The sequence below is a fragment of the Psychrobacter sp. Cmf 22.2 genome, assembly GCF_001921745.1.
Taxonomy (GTDB): domain Bacteria; phylum Pseudomonadota; class Gammaproteobacteria; order Pseudomonadales; family Moraxellaceae; genus Psychrobacter.
The window spans coordinates 212,298-237,765 of sequence record NZ_MRYA01000002.1; the positions used below are offsets into that span (position 1 = coordinate 212,298).

The following is a 25,468-nucleotide window of genomic DNA, read 5'->3' on the forward strand; positions in this document are numbered from 1 at the left end:
AATTACAATACTTTTGGTTTAAATAACCGCTATGCGGTATATAGAAATTAGTTTTCTTCTCAATAGATAGAAAATTACTTAATTTAAGTAGATTTTATACTTCACAAAGGAAAATAAACAGTATATATTAGTCCTAAATATCGCTATGCGGTATTAATTTTTATAATTATCAATGTATTTCAAAAATTGCGGTATTTTATTTAACGATACTATTTAAAGGACAGCATCATGGAAGAGCCAATCATTATTTGTGAAACGTTAGAGAATGGTGTCAGTCTGATAACACTCAATCGTCCCAAAGTTCGTAACGCTTTAAATGCTGAACTACGTGAAAAAATGGCAAGTATTTTTATTCAATTAAACGATGACCCACAAACCAAGGCTATCGTACTAACTGGTGGCGAAAAAGTATTCGCAGCGGGTGCTGATATCAATGATTTCTTAACGGCAAAAACGGTTGATGTGTATCTACGTCGTAGTGAGCAATATTGGGATGCTATAACTAATTGTCGTAAGCCTATTATCGTAGCGGTCAATGGCTATGCGCTTGGCGGCGGCTGTGAGCTTGCTATGCACGCTGACATTATTGTCGCGGGCACATCTGCTAAGTTTGGCCAACCAGAAATAAAAATCGGATTAATGCCTGGAGCAGGGGGCACGCAGCGGCTGTTTCGCTTGCTTGGTAAACATAAAGCCATGAAGCTGATATTAACAGGTGACATGATAAGCGCTACCGAGGCGGATCAAATGGGGCTGGTCTCTGAAGTGGTCGAAGATGAGGCGACTATCAAGCGTGCTATTGAGATTGCTGAACAACTAGCGGGTTATTCACCGATTGCTTTAGAACAAATCAAAGAAGTTGCCAATCTTGGCGTTGACATGCCATTACAAGGTGCATTGGCTTTGGAGCGTAAAGCCTTTCAAATTCTATTTGATACCGAAGATCAAAAAGAAGGGGCGAAAGCCTTTTTGGAAAAGCGTGACGCAAACTATAAAGGGCAATAGCTTGTCAAAGCATAGACTTCTCAAAGCATAAAGAAGAACAGCAAATATACTTTGAAAACGAGATCATTCAACAAGACCCTATAAAGCAACAAGAGCTCATAAAGTAACGAGACCATATAAAGGATTATTATGACTGTTAAATCATTGGCCATTATCGGCACCGGTATCATGGGCATGGGTATTGCGCAAATCGCAGCGCAAGCGGGCATTCAAGTGCTGTTATTTGATGCTAAAGCGGGCGCCGCCGAACAAGGACGCCAATCCCTAAAAGCCACACTCGAAAAACTTGCGGCCAAAGGTAAATTTACTGATGAGCAGCTGCAATCTACCTTGTCCAATCTGACCGTGATTGAAGATATAGCCAACATTGCTGAGGTAGATGTCGTTATTGAAGCGATTATTGAGAATTTGGAGATAAAAAAACAGCTTTTTAAACAACTAGAAAGCATTGTTCCTGCTGAAACCATATTGGCAACCAATACCTCATCGCTCGCGGTAACCGCGATTGCCTCTGATTGTCAGCACCCAGAGCGCGTGGCAGGATTTCATTTCTTTAATCCCGTGCCACTAATGAAAATCGTTGAAGTGATTCCGGGACTCTCTACCGACCATCGTGTTGTAGAGACGCTTACGGATTTAGCCAAACGCATGGGTCATTTAGGGGTGGTGGCAAAAGATACCCCAGGCTTTATTGTCAATCATGGCGGCAGAGCTTATGGCACAGAAGCTTTAAAAATATTAGGCGAGGGGATCGCTAGCTTCGAGGACATCGATCGTATTTTACGTGAAGGCGCTGGCTTTCGGATGGGGCCATTTGAGCTGCTAGATCTCACTGGTATCGATGTGTCGCATCCAGTAATGGAGTCAATTTATAATCAATACTACTTTGAGCCCCGCTATCGTCCGCATCCGTTGACTCGTCAAATGCTAATAGGAAAAAAGCTTGGTCGTAAAGTTGGTGAGGGCTTTTATCATTACACAGAAAATAAAAAACAAGACGCTCAAAAAGCGACATCAAATACGAATCAACAATCATCTTATAAGACAGATTCCGATACCTCAAACATCTCGGTTTGGATTGGCGCAGATTTAGCAGAAGATAAAAAACAGCTGGTTGATTATCTAAACGCTAATGACATCACTATTGATAAAAACGACGAACCACAATCTGACAGCTTAATATTGCTCGCCATTTACGGCGAGGATACCACTAACGCTGCTATTCGCTATCAAGTGAACCCTCAACAAGCGGTCGCCATTGATATGCTGACTGACTTATCCAAGCATCGTACTCTCATGCCAAGTATCGTTACAGAGGATAAATTTGTGGCGCAAGCTTATGCTCTATTCGCTAGCAGTAATAAGTTTGCCAAGAGCTTAAATGATCACTCGGATGAGGGCTCAACTACTGCTGTCGATGCCACGCTAATTGCCGAAAGCACGGGCTTTGTAGCGCAGCGAGTGGTGGCTATGGTCATTAACTTAGGTTGTGATATTGCGATGCAAGGTATTGCCATACCAGAAGATATCGACAATGCCGTCAAGCTTGGATTGGGCTATCCGTATGGTCCTATCTCTTGGGGCGATGAGCTTGGTGCCGAGCGTATTTTACTTATCTTAGAGCGTATCTATGGATTAACAGGTGACCCGCGCTATCGTCCTAGCCCATGGTTGCAGCGCCGCGCCAAGCTAGGCATCTCATTATTTACTCAACAGAACAATTGCCAATGCTAGATTGCTGATGCTAAGAGCTAGACCAATTTAATAAACGCTATATTTTAATAATGCAAACTCTTAAAACACAACCAAAACACAACAAGGAAACGTTATGTTAGACGCCTATATTTATGATGGATTAAGAAGCCCTTTTGGTCGTCACGTTGGTGCTTTAGCCACCGTACGTCCTGATGATTTGATTGCTACGGTGATTAAAGATTTAGTTAAAAAGCATCAATTACCTGATGATATTTTTGATGAAGTGTTGCTGGGTAGTGCCAACCAGGCGGGTGAGGATTCACGCAATATTGCTCGCAACGCTACTTTACTAGCAGGACTTGATGTAAAAACGCCAGCTCAGACCGTCAATCGTCTGTGTGCCTCGGGATTATCCACCGTTGTTGATGCTGCTCGCAGTATTACCTGCAATGAAGGAGATATCATTTTGGCAGGCGGGGTGGAATCCATGACTCGTGCGCCCTTCGTATTTGCCAAGACCGAAAAACCTTTTAGTCGCGACTTTAAAGTATTTGACACCACTATTGGTACTCGCTTTCCCAATCCTCAGCTCATTAAAGAGTTTGGCGGCGATAGCATGCCGCAAACAGGCGATAACGTTGCTCATGAATATGGTATTAGCCGTGAAGAAGCGGACAAATTTGCTGCTAGCTCGCAAGCTAAATATGAAGCTGCCAGACAAGCCGGATTCTTCGATGAAGAGATTACTCCTATTACCGTCACTCAAGGCAGAAAACTGCCGGATAAAGTAGTAGCAGAAGATGAGCATCCCCGTCCCAGCTCTACTGTGGAAGCACTGCAAAAACTGAAACCTTTAAATGAAAATGGCGTAGTTACCGCAGGGAACGCATCGGGCATTAACGATGGGGCGGCTGCGCTAATTATTGGCTCAAAGCAAGCAGAAGAAAAGTTAGGCTTTAAGCCTATCGCCAAGATTATCTCATCTGGCGCTATGGGTGTTGAGCCAAATATTATGGGCGTAGGCCCTGTTGAGGCCATTAAACTGGCATTGAAACGCGCCAATCTGACCCTTGATGATATGTCCATCATCGAGATTAATGAGGCATTTGCCTCGCAGGTACTCGGCTGTCTAAAAGGTTTAGAGATTGACTTTGATGACCAGCGCGTCAACCCCAATGGCGGGGCGATTGCGGTCGGGCATCCGCTGGGTGCCTCAGGCGCAAGACTTGCGTTGAGTACGGCGCGCGAGCTACAGCGTACGGGTGGACAATACGCGGTAGTCAGTTTGTGCATTGGTATCGGGCAAGGGCTTGCCATGGTGATTGAACGAGTTTAACTCTTTCTATAGTCAATCCACTATAAAAGAGTGACAGCGTTAACCTCGTTTGAAGTATTACCTATACATCTGTACTCGGTTGCCTTGCCCCTCTTTTAAATTGAATCAACTATATGACCACGCCATACTCTTTTATTATCAAGGACGACAATAATGACAACCATACTCAACCAACATGAGGACTACCAACAAGCCGAAGAAGCGTATGGTTTTCCTTTGATTATTAAGCAGCTGCTAAACCGTGCAAAGATTGCTTCTACTCAGCAAACCATTAGTTATGCCGATAAGGTCACTTTTACCTATGCTGAATTTTTTAAGCGAGTTAATCGCTTGGCAAATGTACTTAAAAACATGGGATTGCAAGCGGGCGATGTAGTAGCGGTCATGGATTGGGACAGTCATCGTTACCTTGAAGCGTATTTTGCCGTGCCCATGTCTGGCATGATTTTGCAAACGGTAAATGTACGCTTGGCTGAAGATAAAGTGCTCTATACCATCAATCATGCTAAGCCTAAAGCCTTGTTATTAAATGCTGAATTTGAGCCCATGGCTAAAAACTATCGTCATGAAGCCCCTTCTATTGAGAAAATTATTTGGCTCGATGATGCTGGTTTCGATGTTGCTAATTTTGATGGTACTAAATATGGTGAAGATAATATAAAAACTAAGCAAGCTGACATGCCAGATTATGTCGAAGGTGAGTATGAAGCCATGCTAGCCGCGGCTAGTGATGCGTTTGATTTTCCAGATTTCGATGAAAATACCATCGCTACCACATTTTATACCAGTGGCACGACGGGAGACCCAAAAGGCGTCTTTTTTACCCACAGGCAAATCGTATTACAGACGCTATCGAGTACCCTAGCATCTGCACTCAGTGCCGAAGGTCAAGGCGCTCGCTACAATGATGTCTACATGCCGATGACGCCATTATTCCATGTGCATGCTTGGTGTTGGCCGTATGGGGCAACCATGATAGGGCTCAAACAAGTGTATCCTGGGCGATATGTCTCCAAAGTATTGGTCGACTTGATTGAACATCATAAGGTGACCCTCTCACATGGTGTCCCAACCATTTTACAGATGTTAATTAAAGAGATGGCAACACGAGGACGCAAGTTTAACGGCCTTAAGTTATCAGTAGGGGGTTCCAAATTAAACGAAGGCCTGGCTGAAGCTGCTCTTGAAAGCGGTATCGAGTTTATCTCAGGGTTTGGGATGTCAGAGTCCTGTCCTGTCCTTGCCAGAATGGCATTCGGTGATCAGACAAATGCGATGACAAAGACAGAAGAGATCAATTATCGTTGTCTTTCTGGCTCACCGATTATGCTGGTATCGATGGAGATTTGGGACGAGAATGGCAAAGCCCTACCAATGGATGGTGAGTCGACAGGGGAGCTGGTTGTGCGAGCGCCTTGGCTGACCCAAAGTTATTTTAAGAATGCCGATGCTGGCAATGAGTTATGGCGCGGCGGTTGGATGCATACCCAAGACATTGCTTGTATTTCACCTGATGGCACGCTAAAGATTACCGATAGACTCAAAGACGTCGTTAAGTCTGGCGGCGAATGGATATCCTCGCTTGAAGTCGAAAATATTTTATCCTTTCATCCGAGCGTTGCTGAAGTGGCCATAATCGGAGTAGCGGATGAAAGATGGGGTGAACGTCCTTTGGCATTAGTAGTCTTAAAACCTGAGCATGCCGATACCAAAGCGGAAGATATTTTAGCGATAGGTCATCAAGCGGTTGAAAAAGGCTATTTACCAAAGTATGGCGTGCCAAGTGAAATAAAATTCTTAACAGAAATGCCAAAAACCAGTGTGGGTAAGCTCGATAAGAAAAAGATGCGCATGATGTACACAGAAAAATTGATTTAACCCATAGCGATAATTGCAAAAAAATCATTTGAGCTTACTGATAATTTTAATGTTTGTTACTAATACCTGTGTTCATTGGCATAACTAGAAGAGAGAACTATGAAGGCTGTAGCGATATTACCAGAGATACAAGAGACGCTGAATAAAGATAAACACCATCCCATGCATGGTTTTGCGGTTATTTATTCTCAGCAAGTAGAGTGGGGCGATATGGATTCTTTTGGTCATGTCAATAATGTGGTCTATTACACTTATGCCCAAAACGCTCGCATTCACTATAACACTCAATTAAAACTATTCAATGAAAAGACTTTCTCCGTCATGGCAGCCTCATCCTGTCAATATTTCAAGCCAGTGACTTATCCCGACACCTTATGGATTGGGGTTCGAGTCAAGAAAATCGGCAATGCCAGCGTGATTCATGAATATACCTATTATAGTACGGCTATGAATACTATCGTCGCGAGCGGTGAGTCAGTGCTGGTATATCTTGATAAAGATACTGGACAAAAGAAAAACATCGATGAGACCAAAAAAGCCGCGATTACTGCTTTTGAAAGTCTTAACTAAATTAGGAGACAATTTTTCTATAAGGAGATAGTGCTGGTATTTACAGGGTTAAAAATACGGTAGCAGCAGAGATTTAAAGGGATTTAAATTAATTTAAGTGAATTTTAAAACAACACAAGGAATGTGTAGGTCATGCTTTATATCAAAAAGTTGTCTTTTGGTTTGGCTGTCTTGGGGGTATGCGTACAGGCACAAGCGATAGAGCTTGTCACCAACGGCGATACTACTTTAAGTATTGGTGGTTATGTTAAAGCGGAAGGTATATTTTATTCTCCAGATGAAGGGGAGTCTGAGTTTAAAGGAAGTGGACGACAATCTCGGATTAATCTTAAAACCACAAAGAACATAGAGGATAAAAAATTAACGGGTTTTATTGAAGGGGACTTTTATGGCAACGCTGCAAATGGCGGTTCAGACTTACGGCTTCGCCATGCTTATGCTCAAATCGATGATTTGACCGTAGGTAAGACATGGAATGGTCAATTCTTAGCGGTCTACCCACTTTTGACTGAGCAGCTTGACTTTCGAGGTACAGGTTTGGGCACTATCTCTGGTGGGGGCGCTTATATTCGTCCAGATTTGACGGTGCATTATACTCATAAAGGGTTTCGTTTTACAGCGCAAGAACCTGTTGATGACGAAGCTGATTTGCCGGATATGGTTGTTAGCTACAAAGATAATATATCTGATCTTAGCTATAACTTGGCGGTTACGGCTCGTGAGGCCAAAAATGGAGAAGACTCTGATATAGGTGTAGGTGTCTCTTTGGCTGGCAAGTTAAATTTGGGTAATGATTCACTACATGCGAGCGTCTATAATGGTAAAGGGATGGGCGCCTATTCCACCGTATGTGTTGGAAGAGTCCTTGGATCGACTGACAATGTAGATTGTGATGCCGAAGACGGTAAGCTTGTATCACAAACTGGCTTCACAGTAGGGTATAGGCATAAATTTACAGAAAAACTGATGAGCAACATGCGTTATGGTGAGATTAATGTAGATGATGCGGTAGATACCTCTGTGAATGTAAAAAGCATTAACCTTGTCTATGAGTATTTTCCAGATTTAGATATTGGTGTTGAGTGGAGAGACAGAAGCGATAGGACCACTTTAGAAGTAAGAAAAGGTCAGCAAGTTGAAATAATGGCCAAATATGAGTTTTAAGCTAATATGTTCTTATTGAACATTCAATAAAAAACCCCTTCAAGTCTAATAGATTTGAAGGGGTTTTTGTTTTTCAATATATGGTGGGCCCAGTAGGACTTGAACCTACGACCAAAGGATTATGAGTCCTCTGCTCTAACCAACTGAGCTATGGGCCCTAACGTTAGACGCATAATGATACCTGATTTTTTTAAATTTTCAAGTAAAAGATAACAACTAAACGAAATTATTCAGCTATTATCGCTTATTTGTTAAATATTACCACCAGCGAGGGTCAAACTACGGCCACCATCGACGTTAATAATCTCTCCTGTGACATAGCTGGCTTTTGCCAAATACAGCACGCTGTGGGCGATATCATCTGGCGTACCGATCCGCTGTATAGGAATAGAGTCGATAATACTCTGTTGCTGTGTGTCGTCAAGCGCTTGGTCACTATCGGCTTCAGGTAAAATGTTTACCCCAGGTGCAATCCCATTAACACGAACATAAGGCGCCATATCTAGCGCAAGAGACTGTACCATCATACGGTGAGCGGCCTTCGCCATATTATAGACAGTGTAGTGTTTAAACGGTTTATCATGAGCATGAATATCAAGTAGGCTAATAATGCATCCATGCTGCGTTTGCAAATGAGGTAGAAATGCTTGACTCAGTAACAAAGGTGCTTTGGCATTGCTCAAAAACAGCTCGTCCCATTGGACATTGTTAATATCATTGAGCGGAGTCGGGTAAAATCGTGATGCATTATGTACCAGTACATCAAGCCGTCCAAAAGTATCCATGATAGTTTGGACAAATTGAATAAGTAAATGGTCATCGTTGACAATTGCTAAATCCGCAACGACAATTGCCGCACTGTTATCGTGGAGGCTATTGAGCTCGTTTGCTAACGCGTTTGCTTGTTGCTCGCTACGATGACAATGGATAATGACACGATAGCCTTGATGATGTGCTGCTCGAATAATGGCTGCGCCAATACGCTTAGCACTACCAGTAACTAGCATGACTGGCCTGTTACTGTATGAATGGTGATTATTCACTTCAACAGATGGGTTTGTGTCGCTCTTCACTGCGGTTTCGATTGCCATAAAAATACAGTTTCCATCGTCTAATCGTATTTTGTTTAATAAAAAGAGTTAATAGCTATGCTATGACTCTTTTAGCTAGTATTGGCTACAGACTGCTCCAGAGTGACAAGATGCGCCGCACGTGCCTCATTTAACGCTTTGCCGATTGCAGCGCCTGTAATATCTGGATCTATGTTTTCTATACCAATGGCATGAAAGCTGTTTAATGCAAGCATCATTTGACGATGTTGTTTTGCTAACTGTAATACGTGACTGGTGACCAATAGCTGCGAGAGCTTGGCAGAATCTTTGTGAGCGCTACAAGCTTGGATAAGGTCAATTTTTTCAGCTGCAGACAGACGATCTATAGTATTTAGTCTGCTGGCTTGTTGAATAAATAGGGTTGCAAACTGGGTAGGCGCCTTAGGTACTTTGGCACTGTTGCTTATAGAGGTTATGGCTTTTAGAGCGGCTTTTTTATCCTCAGCCATAATACTTATATTTGGACTGCTTGATGGTATGTCAGGATTAGGGTTCACGAATAATGATTGATCAAGACTAGCCATTAATAATGTCCAGCGCTGGGATAAATTCAACTGCATTTGACCGGCAAAGTATAGCGCCGTCTGCACTGTTTCTCGTATGTGCACATTGCTCCAAGCATGATGCAATGGCGCAAAGTAATCAGTTAGAGCACCGATTGCATATAGCTGCTCCCAATAAACTTGAGGGGAGCTTTGCATGGTGGCACGGTTTGATTCTTGCCAAATGCGCTCTGCACTTAAATGTGCAAGCTCACCTGAGGCGACCAGTTGGCGCATGAGTATGAGAGTTTCCTCAGCGATGTGAAAACCTAAGCTATAATAACGTCCATAAAAGCGCGCGACTCGCAAAACCCGTAACGGATCTTCGCTAAAAGCCTGCGATATATGACGTAAAGTCTTGCTTTGAATATCATCGAGTCCACCATAATAATCAATCACTTCACCGATAAGAGGCGTATCGTCGGTGAGACTGGTTACTTCAATTGCCATCGCATTGATGGTTAAGTCACGGCGCTGTAAGTCATCTTGCAGTGTTACGTCAGGGCTAGCATGCACGCTAAAGCCTTTATAACCATGGCCAAGCTTGCGCTCGGTACGTGCCAATGCATATTCTTCTTGAGTGGTCGGATGCAAAAACACTGGAAAGTCTGCACCGACTTGAATAAAGCCCGCGGCTAGCATCTCATCTACGGTTGCACCTACCACCACAAAGTCTTTATCGATAATAGGGTGATCTAACAGCTGATCACGAACTGCGCCACCAACAAGATAAACTTGCATTGAAACCTCTTTTATTCGCCAAACAAATTTTAATCAGATAAATCTTGCCATCAATTTATTGGAACAAAAAAACCAGTCGATACCATTTGTGACAATGATATGGACTGGTCTTAGTATAGCAAACCACTACTATTAATAATAAATAGTAGTAGCTTATCGATAAAAATAATATGGCAACTATTTCTCGTTTTCTAAATCTTGCGCTTCAGTGACAGCCAGGGCCGTCATATTAACCACGCGACGAGCTGTCGCTGATGGAGTCAAGATATGAACAGGCTTGTTAGAGCCTAATAAGATTGGGCCAATAGAGGCACTGCTTGTTGCTGTTTTAAGCAAATTAAAGGCAATGTTTGCTGCATCGAGCGTCGGTAAAATGAGCAAGTTGGCAGCACCTTTTAAATGACTTGATGGCATATCTTCTAATCGTATATGCTCATTAAGCGCGGCATCACCTTGCATCTCGCCATCAAAATCGAAGTCTACATTCATCTCATGTAGTAGCTCATAGACCTTGCGCATTTTAACTGCACTAGCGCGATCAGAGGTACCAAAGTTTGAGTGTGATACCAATGCGACGCGAGGCGTAATACCGAAACGATGCAATTGATCCGCAGCCAATACGGTCATTTCAGCCAACTGTTCAGCAGTAGGGTCTTCATGAATATAGGTATCAGCAATAAAGATATTGCGATCTTGCATGAGGACAGCATTCATCGCATAAAAATCTTTAACGCCTTCTTTTTTGCCGATGACGTTTTGGACATATTCTAAGTGTAATTGATAATGGCTAAACGTACCACAAATCATGCCTTCAGCATCACCGTTTTCGACCAACAGTGAGCCAATCAAAGTGGTCTTACGACGAACATCGCGACGAGCAAGCTCAATACTAACACCGCGGCGCTTGTTTTTCTCATAATAACCTTGCCAATAGTCTTTATAACGAGGGTCATCATCTTGATTGACAATCGTGATGTTCTCGCCATCTTTTAGACGTAAGCCAAGCCTTTCGATGTTATTTTCAATTACCGCTGGACGTCCAACCAAGATAGGTTTTGCTAGCTTCTCATCAACGACAACTTGTACGGCAAGAAGAATGTTATTGTCTTCGCCTTCACAGTAGACGATACGCTTTGGATCTGACTTCGCACGAGAGAAGATAGGTTTCATCACAAACGCTGAGTTATATACAAACTCTGATAAGCGCTGACGATAAGCATCAAGATCATCAATCGGTAAGGTTGCGACCCCTGAATCCATCGCCGCTTTTGCAACTGCGGAGGCGATCTCGATGATTAAGTTTGGCTCTAGAGGTCCTGGAATTAGATAATCAGGACCAAAGCTTCTCATTCTGTCGGTATTTTTGACGTTTGTAGTTGGCGTCGCTTCAACATGTGCCATCGCGGCAATCGCACGTACGCAAGCGATCTTCATCTCTTCGTTGACAGTCGTTGCACCTACATCTAGTGCGCCGCGGAAGATATAAGGGAAACACAATGCGTTGTTAACTTGGTTTGGATAATCCGAGCGTCCGGTCGCCATAATGACATCTGGACGTACTGAATGCGCCAATTCTGGCATGATTTCAGGCGTTGGGTTGGCGAGGGCAAAGATGATAGGGTTTTTTGCCATACGGCGTACCATATCTGGGCTTAAAATGCCAGGCATTGACAAGCCTATGAACATGTCCACATCGTCCATCACCTCATCAATGGTGCTAGCATCAGTGTCACGAGCATAACGTTGTTTTGATTCGTCTAGATTCTCACGACTAGTGGTGATAATACCGCGTGAATCAGAAACAAAAATATTGTTCTGATCAACACCAAGTGCACAGATAATGTCTAGGCAAGAAATAGCGGCAGCACCAGCACCTGAACAGACGATTTTGATCTCTTCGATCTTTTTACCCGTCAGAATTAGGGCGTTGAGCATGGCAGCAGCAACAATAATTGAGGTACCGTGTTGATCGTCATGGAAGACTGGAATGTTCATACGTTTACGCAGTTCGCGCTCGATTTTAAAACATTCAGGTGCTTTGATATCTTCTAGGTTGATACCACCAAATGTTGGCTCAAGCGATGCCACTGCTTCAATAAATTTGTCAGGATCATTTTGTTGAATCTCAATATCAAAAACATCGATACCAGCGAATTTTTTGAATAATACCCCTTTACCTTCCATCACAGGCTTTGAGGCTAGCGGACCAATATCACCCAAACCCAGTACGGCAGTACCGTTCGTTATAACACCGACCAAATTACTACGTGCCGTATATCTAGCAGCTGTCGTTGGGTCTTTTTGAATTTCAAGACAAGGCACTGCAACACCTGGCGAATATGCTAAAGCTAAGTCGCGCTGGTTGGCCAACTGTTTAATAGGTGTTACCGAGATTTTACCAGGTCTTGGAAACTCGTGATAATGTAGAGCAGCCTGTTCGAACTGCTCTTTATCCGTATTAGGATTATCCGTATTCAAATTGGTATCGTCATTCATAATAATGGCCATTGTTGGAATAAATTGAAATAAAACAAAGTGAGATAAACAAAATAAATTAACGCTTAATCCTAAAACAATCGTTGAACATAAGCTCCAGCAATCGTCACACTAAGAAGCTAATAATCGATTATTAAAAGGAGATGCACAGTCAAAAAAGCGTTAATCTATGATTAGATGGTATCGTAAAGCAGAAAGCTAATAGACTTAGCTATTCTAGCACCATTGATAATTAACTGCCTAGTCACCCATAGCGAAATGCATAACTTATATAATAAATTGATAACGAACATTTAGCCAGTTGATAGTAACAAATTAAGCAAAATTTACAATATATATTCAATATCGTGACTATTGTTTTAAATTCAGTTTAAATTTTACTGTCAATTAAATGGGCTAGTGGTTTCGTCTCAAAATTTTTTAGAAGTGACACGATGATTAACAACGAAACAGAGGATAATAAAAGTCATTTATTACCCTCTGTTTAAGATTTAGTGTTAGCAATCAAAAGGAGATTTTGTAGTATTTATGAGGAGCAACTGATTGGCATTTGCGGTGCATTGGGAGCTGGAGGAGTGCTATCAAGCGCTGTTGCAATATCTTGTACCGTATATGGGCTAGCAAGCAACTCGTATAAACGTGCTACTTCTTCAAACTGGCCTTGTTCAGCAGCAGTGATAGCGCGCTGAGCCATACTATTACGAAGTACATAGACAGGATTGGTCGTTTGCATGTCATTAACGACTTGTTCAAGAGATAGTGCTTGCACATACTCTACATAACGCGCTGACCAGTCTTGCCATACTTGTAATGCTTCACCTGGTAGCTCATGAGTCAAGGTGGCTAACAGCTGTCGCTCATAAGCATGCTTTTCTGGGGCAATGAGACCTAATAAGGCACGAAAGCTATTGGTATAATCAAGTAAGTTGTCCTCTAGCAAGGTCAACCATTCAAAAGCCAGTGTCAGACTTTCTGGTTGATGAGGTAGTCCTAACTTACGACACAATCCTTGTTGATAGTGTTGCATAAAGGTTGGTTCATAAGGTGCTAAGCAATCTGATAAAGCTTCACGCGTCACTCCTTCTAAGCGCATAAAGTGTGGCAACCAGATATTGAGATTCCAGTGTCCAATAGCAGGTTGGTTTTGGTAAGTATAGCGCCCAGTATGATCTGAGTGGTTGTTGATCCAAGCGGGATTAAAACGTTCCATAAAGCCAAATGGCCCAAAATCCAAGGTACTACCAGTAATAGAAAGATTATCGGTATTCATCACTCCATGAGCAAAACCAATCAGTTGCCAGTCAGCTATCATACGTGCCGTACGCTCAACGACTGCTTGCAAAAATGCCAATACTGGCGCCTCACTATCACGACATTCTGGATAGTAAGTATCTATCATATAATCGGTAAATTCGCCAAGTAGGTCAGGGGCAAAGCTTGCAATCCACTCTATGTGTCCTAAACGAATATGACTATCGGCTACGCGCATTAAAGCTGCACCTGCCTCCATACGCTCGCGGCGTACAGGCGTATCGGATACGACAAAGCCAAGCGCGTTAGAGGAGGGGATACTGAGCTGGTTGAGAGCATGCCCGCATAAATATTCACGAATAGTACTACGTAAGACTGCACGTCCATCACCCATCCGCGAGTAAGGTGTCAGACCTGAACCTTTGAGGTGTAAGTCTTGTGGTTGGTCGTCATTATCTAGTACTTGCGCTACGAGCAAGCCACGTCCATCACCCAACTGTCCTGCCCATTGTCCAAACTGGTGACCTGCATAGGCCATCGCTAAAGGCTCAAATTGAGTAGGCACATAATGACCACCGAGAATCTCAACCCAGCGTGCCATTAAGTCTTCATCATCTGCCCAACCTAGATGCTTTGCCACTTGGGTATTAAAATGTCCTGCACGCGGATTTTTTAGCGCTGTGGGAGGCTGCTTGTGATACAAACGTGGGTCTAAATTGACGTAAGTGTTTTGATAGCGCATGTGGGATTTTCCTACTAAGACTGACTAACGATAGGTAATAAACAACGATAAATCTACTATAACATAGCCTTAATATTACACCTGTAGACTCTGTCCATATCTTGTAATCTACTGTTAATCAACGTCTCATACAAAGTCAAACTACAAGCATGTTTTTAAAGTCCATAAAAAATCCCCCTGTCTTATATAGAGAGGAGGATTAATAACATTGTCATAGAACACTAATCAGTAATAAATCAACTCATCTTAAGCGGCTTTATTGTTATAGCCAATTGAGCGAAAAGCAATCTTCAAGTTGTCATTATGCGCATGGATTTTTTGTTCAATCTTAGCATATTCAAGCTTGAGCTTATCATCAACTTCATGCAAGCGATCTGCAAATTCAGTCTTTTTCATCTCAATCGCTTTGGCTTTTAACGCCTGCCATTCTTCTACTGTTTGTGTAAAAGCATCATATTCAAACTTAATGCGATCTTGGAAGTTTTGCATGACATGAGGGATATCCAGACCACTTGCACTTACCGTATCGATTTGCTGCTGAGCTTGTTTGAACTGCATTTGCACTTCAGCATGTTTGATTGTAGTGTCGTCGACCGTACGTAGCTCAGTTGTCAAACCAACTTTAGATAGACCCGCGATCAACCATTTGGTTGGATCGTACTGCCACCATTTTACACCGTTACGATAATCATATTGGAAGAAGTGATGATAATTGTGATAACCCTCACCCCATGTAAAGATAGCTAAAAAGAAGTTATCGCGTGCAGTATTGGTATCAGTATAAGGACGGCTACCAAACATATGACATAACGAGTTGATAAAGAAAGTGAAGTGATGCGTCAATACTAGACGTAGCAGACCTGCAAGTACGAGCGTACCCCAAACATCACCCAACAACCAGCCAACCGCTGCGACCAGTCCAACGTTGGTTGCAAGTACCCAAAGGCCATAATACTTATGCTGGATTTGCAGTACTTTGTCTTTAGTTAGGTCTGGGATGTTTTTGTAGTCAAACTTACCACTTGGATAATTACGTAACATCCAACCGATATGACTAAACCAAAAACCACGTTTAGCCGAATAAGGGTCTTCTATACGATCATCAACATGACGGTGATGTGTACGGTGACCTGAGACCCAATCAAACGCAGAGCCTTGTACTGCAAGCGTCGAACCTAGCAATAAAAAGTTTTTTACAACAGGATGAGCTTTATAAGCACGATGTGACAGTAGGCGGTGATAACCTGCAGTAATACTGATACCTGTCCATACCATAAAGGCACCAAAGACACCCCAAACAGGTGCACTTACTTGATGGGTAAACAAATACCATGGAGTAATGACAGCAGCAGCAATAGGGGTCGCTACTAGTATGGTCGCTGGTATCCAGTTGATTGGCGCTTTTTTAAACTCAAACTCACGTAAATTAAGAGTCTGGTTACTGGCGATGACATCGTTTTGCTCAGCCGTTTTTGTATAGTTGCGTTTTGCGGTAGGCTGCTCATCAAGCGCAGCTTTCGCCTTGTTATTATCAAACCAAGTTTTAAAACGCCCAACTTGAGTGGTTGCGTTATCCAAAATGCTGTCACCAGATTTGATAGCGAAACGTAAGCCTTTAAGCGGTAAGCCCATTGCTTTTTTTGCAATCATATAATTTTCCTAGCGGTATTAGTTTCAGGCTCTATATTAACCTAAAAGAAGCAGAAAGTGAACGTTTATGCACTAGAAAAATATTAATAAATAACAATAACTTGTATGAGTTATTGGATATTTTATTGTAAAAACCCTATTAACTATCAGGTGTTATGTGAAAGTGTAAGTTCTACTAAAGCTGTGTTAAGAAACCATTGATTAATAAATAGCTAAAACAGACGTAACTTAAGCGATAAAAACTTTGTCAAATTGGGCTAAACATATGACGCGAATAGTAATATAAGCTATTAGTTTACGATAATTGTTGAAACAAAAGGATTTATAATAGCTGGGTTGGAATATCAGTAATAATGACGTCTACTTGCCATTTGACAAGTTTTTTTGCGATTTCTATGTCGTTTACTGTCCATGCGCTTACCGGTAAGCCGTAACGATGTGCGTTTTGGATAATAGATTGGGTGATGAGCGGATAGTGTATGCCAAGCTGCGTACAACCCAATTGTAGAGCAGTATTGGGCGCTAACGCCATTGATTGCGGTGTACGTACTAGTAAACCGCGCGGGATGTTTGCTAGTACTTTATTGCATTGCAGCTGGGCCAAAAGTTGTACATCAAAAGTAGTAAGAACGATAGGCAAGCTGGCAAGTGGGGTATCTACTAAATAATGTATCAACGCTTGTATCAGTTTGGCGTAATTGGTCCGGTCATGAGTTTTAATCTCAAGCTCAATATGGGTAAACTGAGTCAGAGCAGGTAGCAAAATCTGGGGTTTTTGAGTCTTATTGGTTGTAGATGCTTTGGTTACCGTTGTTTCAGTTACTGAGGCGTTAGGTACATCTGAGCGAGAAAAGATAGCAGAAGGGCAGGTCATGGACTGCGCCAACATATCCAAGGTAATAATTTTATGGCCTGATTGAAGTTGGCGTTGAATTTCAATCAAACTTAGCTGGTCAACTCGCGACTGTAAGCCGCAAAGTCGTTGCAACGTTTCATCATGAAATATTATCAGATGACCATCTGCGGTAAGTTGTACATCAAATTCTACGCCTGATAAGCCTTGTGCCTGTAGGCCATAAGCATGTTCAAAACCAAATAGCGTGTTCTCTAATGCTTCACTGCGTGCACCTCGATGACCTAAGAGCAGCGTGTTATCAAGCTTTATCATAAAGATCCATCGTCAATTATCTTTTAGTTAAGAGTATGATACCTTGTAAAGTTTTGCGCAAAATGTAAGAGATGTATAGTAGGGTTTGGTTTTGTACCGCTAAGTAAAAATAGCGATATCTACTAGCTTAGTCGGGCAATTAGTCTGTTTTATTTTTAAGTCGCTTGATAAAGGTTTGTTGCGTTTTTGCAACTAAAAAGGGTTTTTATAGTCTTCGTTGGGTTTTATTTGTATATCAATGGTCCACATTACTGACCATCTGCGACAAACCTCGTATAATGACCTGATTTTAATATTGGTCGTATAAAGCTGTTATAGCGTTATGACAATCTAGATAGCTATACTGTCTACCTTTGACGGTGCAAATGAGTAAATCGGGAGCAAAATAGATATGAGCGTAGCAAATAATAAGTGGTCAAAATGGCAGCGAGTTGCTGGTATTAGTGTGATATGTGGTTTAGCGATTGCTGGTTGTGAACGTTCGGATAAAGATGAGGCTACTGAGACAGCTGAGGTTACTACTGAGCAACCGGCAGCCAATGATGGTACAGTTGTTCCTGCTATCAGTTGTGATAATCCAATGGTACAAGATCGTCTAAAATCTGCTTTAAAAAATACCCTTAATCAGCAAGCACAGTCATCAGCTGCCACTTATGCAAACATCGCAGAAGTCAATATAGACAACAATGTGCTCATGGATAAAGTAGATGGGGTAATGATTGATGTGCAAAATGCTGCCATCTTACAAGAAGCCAATGCGAATGGTATGACGACCTGTCAAGCAAGTGTCAGTATGACATTGCCAAGCGAAGATTTGTACCAAGCCAGTCAGATGAGTGCCGCGAACAATCAGCCAAGTCTGCAAACGCGACTCGCTCAAAACAACATTCGTATTAATAATAATATGTTAGTCGACGACGCCTTTACATATGTTGCTGGTGCGCAAAGTGGGCAAATACAAGCCCGTATTGCAGGTCAACCAGCTCTCATTACCATTGTATCTGATGTGATGGCGAGCTCTGTGACACAGTCGGTTGTAGATGAACAACGAGCGGAGCGTCAAAAGCAAGAAGCCGCGCGTCGCCGTGAAGCTGCTCGCAAGAATAGTGAGAATCAGATAAAGCGTCAACCAAAGCCTGTCACGCCAGTCGAGCCTGCGCGCCCAGCTGAGCCTGCGCGCCCAGCTGAGCCTGCTACGCTGCCTACTATCAATAAAAGTAATAATGATAATGGTATCGAAGAGACAGCTGCACTACCTAGTGTCGATGCCAAGCCGCCGGTAACGCCTGAAGTACCGAAAGTTGCTCCAAAAGATGACAGTATCGATATGATTATTGTTGAAGATGAAAGCGCTACTTATTAAGTATTAGTATCCTATATGGCTAAAGCTAATAAACGCCTGCAACTAGCATAAGTTGCAGGCGTTTTGCATATAGCGTGCGCTCATTAGTTGTTAGGTTAACTGTTGTTTTGTTTATCGTTGATAGTAACGTTATCTAAAACTTGACTGTCCCACAGTACCTCAGAGACCTGCTGTGGGTCAGTACAAAAGCGCGCTGCAACAAACAACCAATCAGACAAACGATTGATAAAGCTAAGCGCAGTACTACGAATGGCTTGCGGATGCTCTTGCTGTAATAGTACAGCTTGGCGCTCAGCACGGCGACACACACTACGCGCTACGTGCAACTGACTGACCAATAATGAACCTGTAGGTAGGATGAAGTCTTTTAGCGGCGGTAAGGTAGTATTCATCGCATCGATTTGCTGCTCTAGCCAGTCTATATGAGTGGGAGTAACACCTTCATATCCTGGCATAGCCAGCTCGCCACCGATATTGAATAACAAATGCTGAATGATCACTAGAGCTTGAGTGAAATCTGACTCTTTATGTTGCAAACGCTCTGGTAGCTGTTGTTTATTTGGTGTCACATTGTTGTCAGTTATGGCTTGTGTCAGATGTGCTCGTACCAAACCGATGTGTGAGTTGAGCTCATCGATATCACCCATGACACTAAATAGATTATCCGCTTTACTCACGCGACTGCCATCTGCCAGACCAGTACTACCATCATCACCGGTACGTGTATATATTTTGCTCAAACGATTGCCCATCTCTTATCCTTAATAGTTTTTGAATGTGTGCAGGTTTTAGTTATCTGGCTATTGTAGTATTTTCCTGCCGTTTTCGCTAAGATAATAGGTTACGTTTTATTTTCTTTATTTTTATCAAAAGGCTTTTTTATTATGACCATACCACTTGCCGATGCGATGTCTCAGCTTGTTATTTATGATTCACTCACTGGCGGCAAACGTCAGTTTGAGCCACTCAAAGCAGGGCAGGTAGGCATGTATGTATGCGGTATGACTGTCTATGACTATTGTCACATTGGTCATGCTCGCGTTATGGTTGGGTTTGATATGGTAGTGCGCTGGCTGGCACGACTAGGCTATGATGTTGATTATGTGCGCAATATTACCGATATCGACGACAAAATCATCGCTCGTGCTAATGAGAACGGCGAAGATATTAGTGCGTTGACGCAGCGTTTTATCGAAGCGATGCACGAAGATGCGGCCGCACTCGGCTGTGAGATGCCAGATGCTGAGCCACGTGCCACTGACCATATTGATGAGATGCAGCAAATGATTGAGGCGCTGGTTACGGGTGACTATGCGTATGCTGGTGACAATGGGGATGTCTATTATGCAGTAGACAGCTTCTCTGACTATGGCAAATTGTCTAAGCGTAATCTTGATGATATGCAAGCAGGCTCGCGCGTCGATGTCGAAAACGACAAGCGTAATCCGTTTGACTTTGTACTCTGGAAAGCGGCAAAGCCTGATGAGCCGCAGTGGGCGTCCCCTTGGGGTCAAGGGCGTCCAGGCTGGCATATTGAGTGCTCGGCGATGTCAACTAAGTGCCTTGGCAATACTTTTGATATTCATGGCGGTGGGCATGATTTGCAGTTTCCGCACCATGAAAACGAGATAGCGCAGTCTGAAGCGGCGACAGGATGCGAATACGCGCGTAACTGGATGCACATCGGTTTTATCAATGTTGATGGCGAAAAGATGTCTAAGTCGCTGGGTAACTTTTTTACCATTCGTGATGTAACCGCCAAGTATTTGCCTGAGACGGTACGTTTTTTCTTATTATCAAGCCATTATCGTAGCCAAGTAAACTTCTCTGATAGTGCTTTAGATGAAGCACATAATAGCCTAAGCAGATTATATAACGTCTTAAAACTGGCTGAACAGCAAAAAGGACAATCGCTAACAGTCACTGACGAATTGATAAACGACGCTTATAATAGCGCGGCTGGACAAGATTTTATCAAAGCGATGAATGATGACTTTAATAGCTCGACAGCGATTAGTGTATTATTTGGGCTGGCACGTGATATTAATAAAGCTATCAAAGCTGAAGATTTAGACACAGCATGGCGCTTGGCGCAGCATCTAAAAGCGTTGGCACAAGTACTCAATATTTTGCAGGAGCCAGTACAACAGTTTTTGCAAGCTGTGATAGGCGAGCAATCAGATGATGGGCTAACAGATGCCGCTATTGATAATTTGATCATTGAGCGTGCAAATGCCAAAACCGACAAAAACTTTGCGCGTGCTGATGAAATACGCGAGCAACTAAAAGAGGCGGGTATTGAGCTTGAAGACAGCCGTGCTGGTACGACATGGCGCCGTGCTTAAGTAAACTGCTTGTGACAATAAATACGTATACTAACAAATTAAGTCAGCTTTACGCTGGCTTTTTTTTGCGCGCTGTTTTAGTTTGACTTTATCTTTAAGATACTTTTTTTATATAAAACTCTCAGACTTATAGGCGCTAATCGTATGAACCGCCTTACCAAAAAAGATTTTACGATGAACTCTTCTAAAGCTTATATTATGGTTGGGTTGCTGAGTATCATGTCTAGCAGCATTTACATGCCAGCTAAAGCTGCGGCGAGTGATACTGAGATCACCACTAATAAAAACAATGCACTCGCTACGAGAGCAGAGCAGACAATAGACAAGCCTGATGGTTTTATAGAGTATGCTGAACAAAAAGTTGAATCCCTTGAGCAAGAAGGCATTGAGCTGTCCGATACTATAAGTGACGCTTTATACGAAGATGAGCGAGCAGCGATGCAGCAAACGGACAAGCTGCAAGGATATACTGGGCTTACAGGTGGACAGGACGCAAACTACTTTGTTTTAAAGCGGTTAAATACAGGTCTACCGACATTGTCACCACCGCCAAACCTGTCCACACCGTTTGCAGCGTTGGAGTTTTTTCAAACGTCTGCGGTCACAAAACGATTTGACTTGGCTGCTTATGCACTTAATCTAAATTTGTTTGATCCGAGCTTGCAGCCAAACCGCGGTATGGAGTTGTCCAAACGTCTTGATTTTTTGCTTCATAGAAAGAATCTTTATGTTTTTAATAAAATGCCAGATCGTCCTGATGGTTTGATTGAACCCTCTATCGGTAGCAGTAATCCCCTGCACGGTGTTTCGCGCCGCGCTATTCAACTTGGTCATATTGATTATCGTGGGCATCGAATACCTATATTCGTCGAACGAGTAAAAGTCGGCGACAACGCTCCTGTTTGGGTGTTTTCTGCCCAGACCGTCAGTCATATCGATAAGCTTTATGAGCAGTACAAACCTGCAAAGTTCGAAAGCTATTTGCCATCACTGCTCAAACTGCGAGTCCTTGGTATCGCTGTTTGGGAGTTTTTGGCTTTATTTATCTTCTTTATCGTGACGCTAGGACTGGGCTGGGTGGTTAGTAGGCTTACTGGTCGTTTGATAGATCGTTATACTAATGAGGAAGATGGCTCTTACATCGGTCGCAAAAAAAGCATCACGGACTTGGTCAATAAATTTACCATACCGCTGACTTTTACCATTAGTTTGTCTTTAGTATTTACCTTGGTTTCAGGTGGTTTTCCTTTTATAGACGCTATTGCAACAGCGACGCGTCCTATTGTATGGATAGCTTTAGTACTGAGCGCTATTTGGCTTGGTATTCGCGTCATTAACTTCTTTGCCAATCGTTATGAGGACATTCAAATCGACAGCTTAGAGTATGACGAGTATGACGAGTACCGTAAGCGTACGACTTATTTATCAGTATTTCGACGCGTTTTTATCTTTGTTATGGTCATTGGCAGTGTTTGGATTGGAATGAGCGAATTTGTCAATCTTGAGGGCCTTGGTAAAACCTTATTGACTTCTGCTGGTATTTTGAGTGTAGTGATTGGTATTGCTGCGCAGCCCACGCTTGGTAATATCGTCGCAGGCTTACAGATAGCCATGACTCAGCCCATACGTATCGGTGATACAATTATGTATGATGGCAATTGGAGTACTGTTGAGGATTTAGGTTACACCTACGCTACCATCAAAACTTGGGATGAACGCCGTTTGTTTGTACCGATGCGCTACTTTGTGACAGAGACCGTTGAGAATTGGTCACATCCTGACCCTCATCAAACATTTACGGTAACTGTGCTGGTGGACTATGGTATCAATGTCGATGACGTTCGTGATAAATATGCGGCAGTGGTGCAAGCTAGTGAGTACTGGGATGGTGAGACTGAACCTATGCTGTATGTGTTGTCCGTAGATAGAGACACTATAGAGCTGTATGGCACTTTAGCGGCTGACAATCCTGATGATGGCTGGATGCTGCAATGTGAGATTCGTGAACAGCTGCTGGCTTATCTTTATGATGAGCAAAAACCCTATCTACCTGCCGAGCGTATCACTTTTAAAAACATTTAATGTGTTTTAAAAAATCTAACGAGACTGTGTGGACAATAAATACGTATACTAACAAATTAAGTCAGCTTTACGCTGGCTTTTTTTTGCTGACTACATTAGCTTATCATCATACTACAGCCAAGATTTTTTATATGAAAACGCCTTGTCATTCAAAAATGCATAAAAATATGAATACTTTAAGAAGTGTTACTGGTAAAGACAATAAGCAAGTCAGTCATTCTATACAAGATAGTCACGCAATGCATTATAAGAGGCACTATAAAGCGCTACAAATACTATTAAGCTTTTTTATCATTGCACTGAGCGCTATTTGTATGCCTACTTACGCTGCAACCAGTAATGATGGGCCTAGTACTAGCGAGCAAATGGTTAGTGAATCAAGCACTAATGCTCAGGATGATGCAAAAACTGAAGTGGCTGCTAAAGCAGAAAATTTGGTCGACTATGCGGCTCAAAAAATTGATACGATCAAAAAAGAAGGCGTTAGTATCTCTGGAGTGACAGAAGAGATATTTGATCCTACAGAACGCAATGCTGTGCAACAATCTGGAAACTTACAAGGCGATGCAGGATTAAAAGGAGAGTATAACGAGAGCTATTATATTTTAGACAAGCTCAATACTGGTTTACCGCCTTTATCTGAGCCACCAAACCTGTCAACACCACTGGCTACTTTGGAGTTTTTTCAATCAGCGGTAATGAAACAGCAGTTTGACTTGGCCGCTTATGCGCTCAATATGAACCTGATTGACAGTGAAGTTCAGCGCAGTCGCGCCCTTGAGCTGGCAAAGCGACTTGATTTTTTGTTATCTGAAAAAGAGCTTTATGTATTCGATGACCTGCCAGATCGTCCTGATGGTTTAATCGAACCGCCACTTGGTAATGCCAGTAGCGTCATGGGTATTCCTAGACGCTCTATCCAATTAGGTTATATTGATTATCGCGAACGCCGTGTGCCTGTATATATGGAACGGGTACAAGTCAACGACGATGCACCGATTTGGGTGTTTTCAGCGCAGACCGTTGGCAATATCGATAATCTTTATGAGCAGTATCACCCCGCAGAGTTCGAACGACATTTACCCATATGGATGAAACTACAGTTTTTTGGTATTGCGTTATGGGAGTTTTTGGCTTTATTTTCATTTTTCTTATTTACCATGGCGATGGGTTGGTTACTAAGTAAAGGCACTGAAAAGCTCATTAGCCGCTATATTGATGACGATCAAAAGTACAGCACCTATTATGTAGGCAGTACTAACAGTGTGGCAGACTTGGTAAGTAAGCTGACCGTACCATTAACTTTTAGCATCAGCTTCTCGTTAGTTTTTACTTTAGTATCAGGCGGTTTTCCATATTTAGACGCGGTAGCTTCCTCGACTCGTCCAGTTATTTGGGTTGGGTTGGTGTTTAGTACGATGTGGCTTGGTATACGTGTTATTAACTTTTTTGCCAATCGCTATCAAGACATGCAGATTGAAAACCTGTCTGAAGAACACCTTGATAAAGAGCGACGTCGTCGTACTTATGTGTCGATATTTCGCCGTGTCTTTATTTTTGCCATGATACTTGGCAGTATTTGGATCGGTCTTAGTGAATTTACTAATATGGAAGGTCTCGGCACGACCTTATTGACCTCGGCTGGTATCGCTGGTGTGATCATTGGTATAGCCGCGCAGCCCATATTGGGTAACATCATCGCTGGGGTACAGGTAGCGGTAACCCAGCCGATCCGTATCGGCGATACTGTGATGATGGAGGGCGATTGGACCACTATTGAAGATCTGCGTTATACCTACGCGGTGCTAAAGACATGGGATGAGCGCCGCTTAATCGTGCCAATGCGTCATCTCATCACTGAAGTGGTAGAAAACTGGTCACATACTGAAGCACATCAGACTTGTGTAGTCTATCTATACGTTGATTATGGAGCAGATATCGATGCTATTCGAAACAAGTTTAGTGAGCTGGTGAAAGAAAGCGAATTTTGGGATGGTGAGACAGACCCTCAAATGCTGACAGTGTCATTAAGTGAAAACACGATTAAATTACGCGGTAGTCTGGCATCTGATAGTCCTATGAATGCGTTTTATTTAGAATGTGAAGTGCGTGAGCAGATGCTCAGCTATCTATATCAGGAGCAAAGAGAGTATCTACCGGCCGAGCGTTTAATATTTAAAGATAGGGACGAATAACGAATGATTGGTTGATGCTTTTTATTAGTAAAATAAGCGAGTAAATATAACATGCGATTTACGCGCTTATTTGTTATAATATGGCGTTATTTTTAAGGGATAATTAAGTCAATAAGAGTAAGGCGACGCTATA

Annotated in this window: 17 protein-coding genes and 1 tRNA gene; 10 read left to right on the forward strand and 8 right to left on the reverse strand. The window is 42.5% G+C overall.

Annotated features, from left to right (window positions below):
- The first annotated feature begins 228 nt into the window (after window positions 1-228).
- The 6 genes from BTV98_RS05105 (at window position 229) to BTV98_RS05130 (ending at window position 7,648) form a co-directional block, all read left to right on the forward strand.
- The gene (locus tag BTV98_RS05105; protein ID WP_058368721.1) at window positions 229-1,005 is read left to right on the forward strand and encodes an enoyl-CoA hydratase; all 777 of its coding nucleotides are present in this window, start codon (window positions 229-231) and stop codon (window positions 1,003-1,005) included.
- A 123-nt stretch (window positions 1,006-1,128) separates the two neighbouring features.
- Window positions 1,129-2,739, forward strand: a complete 1,611-nt coding sequence (locus BTV98_RS05110; RefSeq protein WP_143505652.1) for a 3-hydroxyacyl-CoA dehydrogenase — start codon at window positions 1,129-1,131, stop codon at window positions 2,737-2,739.
- Between the two features lie 94 nt (window positions 2,740-2,833).
- Window positions 2,834-4,036 (forward strand): 3-oxoadipyl-CoA thiolase, encoded by a 1,203-nt coding sequence (locus tag BTV98_RS05115; protein WP_075103067.1) that lies wholly within the window; start codon window positions 2,834-2,836, stop codon window positions 4,034-4,036.
- 153 nt (window positions 4,037-4,189) lie between these two features.
- Window positions 4,190-5,914, forward strand: a complete 1,725-nt coding sequence (locus tag BTV98_RS05120; protein ID WP_075103068.1) for a fatty acid--CoA ligase — start codon at window positions 4,190-4,192, stop codon at window positions 5,912-5,914.
- A 99-nt stretch (window positions 5,915-6,013) separates the two neighbouring features.
- Entirely contained in the window at window positions 6,014-6,484 is a 471-nt protein-coding gene (locus tag BTV98_RS05125) for a thioesterase family protein (RefSeq protein WP_058368723.1), read from the forward strand.
- Between the two features lie 132 nt (window positions 6,485-6,616).
- Window positions 6,617-7,648: a hypothetical protein gene (locus BTV98_RS05130; RefSeq protein ID WP_058368724.1), complete on the forward strand. Its 1,032-nt coding sequence runs from the start codon at window positions 6,617-6,619 to the stop codon at window positions 7,646-7,648.
- Window positions 7,649-7,729: 81 nt separating this feature from the next.
- Here the strand turns inward: BTV98_RS05130 and BTV98_RS05135 are convergent.
- The 7 genes from BTV98_RS05135 to BTV98_RS05165 form a co-directional block, all read right to left on the reverse strand.
- Window positions 7,730-7,806, reverse strand: a tRNA-Ile gene (locus BTV98_RS05135).
- A gap of 93 nt (window positions 7,807-7,899) precedes the next feature.
- A complete protein-coding gene (locus tag BTV98_RS05140) occupies window positions 7,900-8,739 on the reverse strand; it encodes a pteridine reductase (protein WP_256713842.1) in 840 nt (279 codons plus the stop codon).
- A gap of 71 nt (window positions 8,740-8,810) precedes the next feature.
- Entirely contained in the window at window positions 8,811-10,043 is a 1,233-nt protein-coding gene (locus BTV98_RS05145) for a tRNA nucleotidyltransferase (RefSeq protein ID WP_075103069.1), read from the reverse strand.
- Between the two features lie 177 nt (window positions 10,044-10,220).
- Entirely contained in the window at window positions 10,221-12,539 is a 2,319-nt protein-coding gene (locus tag BTV98_RS05150) for an NADP-dependent malic enzyme (protein ID WP_058368528.1), read from the reverse strand.
- A 526-nt stretch (window positions 12,540-13,065) separates the two neighbouring features.
- Window positions 13,066-14,532: a YdiU family protein gene (locus BTV98_RS05155; protein ID WP_075103070.1), complete on the reverse strand. Its 1,467-nt coding sequence runs from the start codon at window positions 14,530-14,532 to the stop codon at window positions 13,066-13,068.
- A 246-nt stretch (window positions 14,533-14,778) separates the two neighbouring features.
- Window positions 14,779-16,182, reverse strand: coding sequence for a fatty acid desaturase (locus tag BTV98_RS05160; protein WP_075103071.1), 1,404 nt, complete (start codon window positions 16,180-16,182; stop codon window positions 14,779-14,781).
- A gap of 322 nt (window positions 16,183-16,504) precedes the next feature.
- A complete protein-coding gene (locus BTV98_RS05165; RefSeq protein WP_075103072.1) occupies window positions 16,505-17,350 on the reverse strand; it encodes a glycerophosphodiester phosphodiesterase in 846 nt (281 codons plus the stop codon).
- Window positions 17,351-17,741: 391 nt separating this feature from the next.
- On the opposite strand from BTV98_RS05165, the gene BTV98_RS05170 reads away from it, so the two are divergent.
- Window positions 17,742-18,713, forward strand: coding sequence for a hypothetical protein (locus tag BTV98_RS05170; protein ID WP_075103073.1), 972 nt, complete (start codon window positions 17,742-17,744; stop codon window positions 18,711-18,713).
- 95 nt (window positions 18,714-18,808) lie between these two features.
- Here BTV98_RS05170 and BTV98_RS05175 read toward each other — a convergent pair whose 3' ends face one another.
- Window positions 18,809-19,465 (reverse strand): cob(I)yrinic acid a,c-diamide adenosyltransferase, encoded by a 657-nt coding sequence (locus tag BTV98_RS05175; protein WP_075103074.1) that lies wholly within the window; start codon window positions 19,463-19,465, stop codon window positions 18,809-18,811.
- 132 nt (window positions 19,466-19,597) lie between these two features.
- Here BTV98_RS05175 and cysS point away from each other — a divergent pair, with 132 nt between their 5' ends.
- From cysS to BTV98_RS05190, 3 genes are all read left to right on the forward strand, one after another.
- Complete coding sequence (cysS, locus tag BTV98_RS05180; protein ID WP_075103075.1) at window positions 19,598-21,058, forward strand: cysteine--tRNA ligase; 1,461 nt, start codon at window positions 19,598-19,600, stop codon at window positions 21,056-21,058.
- A gap of 144 nt (window positions 21,059-21,202) precedes the next feature.
- Window positions 21,203-23,140: a mechanosensitive ion channel family protein gene (locus BTV98_RS05185; RefSeq protein WP_256713843.1), complete on the forward strand. Its 1,938-nt coding sequence runs from the start codon at window positions 21,203-21,205 to the stop codon at window positions 23,138-23,140.
- Window positions 23,141-23,307: 167 nt separating this feature from the next.
- Window positions 23,308-25,335, forward strand: coding sequence for a mechanosensitive ion channel family protein (locus BTV98_RS05190; protein ID WP_083606129.1), 2,028 nt, complete (start codon window positions 23,308-23,310; stop codon window positions 25,333-25,335).
- The last annotated feature ends 133 nt before the right edge of the window (window positions 25,336-25,468 follow it).